This is a genomic window from Arthrobacter sp. JCM 19049, from assembly GCF_001310435.1.
The window spans coordinates 1-2,252 of sequence record NZ_BAXF01000362.1 but is presented as its reverse complement, the minus strand read 5'-3'; the positions used below and the strand labels follow the sequence as shown (position 1 = coordinate 2,252).

The 2,252-nt window shown below is 67.3% G+C and carries 2 protein-coding genes and 1 pseudogene; all 3 read right to left on the bottom strand.

The genetic code is table 11. The features are described from left to right. Window positions 1-36: 36 nt before the first annotated feature. The gene (gene gcvH, locus JCM19049_RS12175) at window positions 37-417 is read right to left on the bottom strand and encodes a glycine cleavage system protein GcvH (protein ID WP_054821728.1); all 381 of its coding nucleotides are present in this window, start codon (window positions 415-417) and stop codon (window positions 37-39) included. 58 nt (window positions 418-475) lie between these two features. Next, window positions 476-1,600 (bottom strand): glycine cleavage system aminomethyltransferase GcvT, encoded by a 1,125-nt coding sequence (gcvT, locus tag JCM19049_RS12170; RefSeq protein WP_054821727.1) that lies wholly within the window; start codon window positions 1,598-1,600, stop codon window positions 476-478. Between the two features lie 3 nt (window positions 1,601-1,603). Further along, window positions 1,604-2,252, bottom strand: a pseudogene (locus JCM19049_RS12165) (glycine dehydrogenase (aminomethyl-transferring)); the annotation flags it as partial.

Sequence of the window (2,252 nt, the reverse complement as noted above, 5' to 3'; positions counted from 1 at the left end):
GGCGGGGGCCATCGACTGGAAAGTGGTGTTGCCCATTTACTCGACGCTCCCGCCGTTGGCGCTGGCGTAGTCGGCGGCCGAGAGCAGCGGGCCTTCCTCGCTGACCTCGACGGTGAACAGCCAGCCGTTGCCGTACGGGTCCTCGTTCAGGATGGCCGGGTTGTCCACGGCCTCCGAGTTGACCTCGACGATGGTGCCGGTGACCGGGGAGTACAGGTCGGAAACCGACTTGGTCGACTCGACCTCGCCGCAGGTCTCACCGGCGGTGACGGCGTCGCCGACCTCCGGCAGGTCCACGTACACCACGTCGCCCAGGGCATCGGCTGCGACCTGGGTGATGCCGACCTTGGCCGGGCTGGAATCGTCAATCCACTCGTGCTCGGCCGAGTAGCGCAGGCTTGAAAGAACTTTACTCATGATGGTTCCTCTCCGAAGGGAATCAATGGGCGCTGTGCGACGCCCGTCGGTATCAACGTTACTTGGCGCGGGTGTAGAACGGCAGTTCGACAACTTCAAATGGCAAAGTCTTACCGCGCAGCTCCACTTCGAGCTGCGTGCCGACTTCACTGTGCGCAACATCCACGTAACCCAGCGCCACCGGGTAGCCCAGGGTTGGCGAGGGCAGGCCGGAAGTGATCTCGCCGATGACCTCCCCGTCCTTCAGGATCGGGTAGCCGGCGCGCCCGGCCCGCTTGCCCAGGCCCTTCAGGCCCACCAGCTTGCGGGCGGTGCCGTTGGCGCGCACCTCTTCCAGGGCCTGGCGGCCGATGAAGTTCTCCTCCTTCTTGAAGGAGACCACCGGGCCCAGGTTCGCCTCGAACGGGTTGCGTTCGGTGGACAGCTCGTTGCCATACAGCGGCATGCCGGCCTCCAGGCGCAGCGAGTCGCGGGCGGCCAGCCCGCAGGGCACCAGCTCGTGGTCCTTGCCGATCTGCACGATCTGCTCCCACAGGCCTTCGGCGTCCTCGTTCGCGATGATCAGCTCGAAGCCGTCCTCACCGGTGTACCCGGTGCGGGCCAGGATGGTGTCCACCCCGCCCAGGGCCAGACGGGCGGCGGAATAGTACTTCATCTCCTCCACGACGCTTGCGCCGGCCTCGTCGGCGGCCAGCGCCTTGACGATGGCCTGCGCGTTCGGGCCCTGCACGGCGATCAACGAGGTTTCGGCGGTGACGTCCTGGACGGTGGCGTCAAAGCCCTTGGCGCGTTCGGCCAGTTCGCGGGCGACCAGTGCGGCGTTGCCGGCGTTCGGCACGACCAGGAACTTCTCCTCCTCCAGGCGGTATACGATCAGGTCATCGAGGATTCCGCCGGCCTCGTTGAGGATCAGCGAGTACTTCGCCTTGCCCAGCTTCACCACCCCGAGGTTCCCGGCCAGGGCGGTGTTCAGCGCGGTGGCGGCCTGCGGGCCGCTGACCCACACCTCGCCCATGTGGGAGAGGTCGAACAGGCCGGCGGTGGAGCGCACCGCCTTGTGCTCGGCCAGTTCCGAACCGTAGCGCAGCGGCATGTCCCAGCCGCCGAAGTCGGTGAAGTTCGCGCCGAGCTGCTCGTGCTTGGCGTGCAGCACGGTGTGCTTGATGTCAGTCACGGTAGTCATGTCCTAGTCTTCGAAGGCTTCAGGGGCGGGGCAGGAGCAGATCAGGTTGCGGTCGCCGGCGGCGCCGTCGATGCGGCCCACCGGCGGGAAGTACTTGTCCTGCTTCAGGCTCGGCACCGGGAACACGGCCTGCTCGACCGATACTTGCGGTCCCAGTTGCTGGTGATCACCGCGGCGGCCGCGTGCGGGGCACGGCGCAGCGGCGACTCGGCGACCTCGTACACCCCGGCCAGCACCTCCTCCATTTCCTGGCGGATGGTGATCATCGCCTCGATGAAGCGCTCGATCTCGGCCAGGTCCTCGGACTCGGTGGGCTCCACCATCAGGGTGCCGGCCACCGGGAAGGCCAGGGTCGGGGCGTGGAAGCCGAAGTCGATCAGGCGCTTGGCCACGTCCTCGGCGGTGACCCCGGTCTTGGCGGTCACTTCGCGCAGGTCCAGGATGCACTCGTGGGCGACCAGGTTGCCGTTGCCGGTGAACAGGATCGGGAAGTGCTCGTTCAGCCGGGTGGCGATGTAGTTCGCGGAGAGGATCGCGGTCTTGGTGGCCTGGGTCAGGCCCTCGGCGCCCATCATGCGATGTACGCCCAGGAGATCGGCAGCACGCCGGCCGAACCGAGGCGGTGGCCACCACCGGCACGCCGTCACGCTCG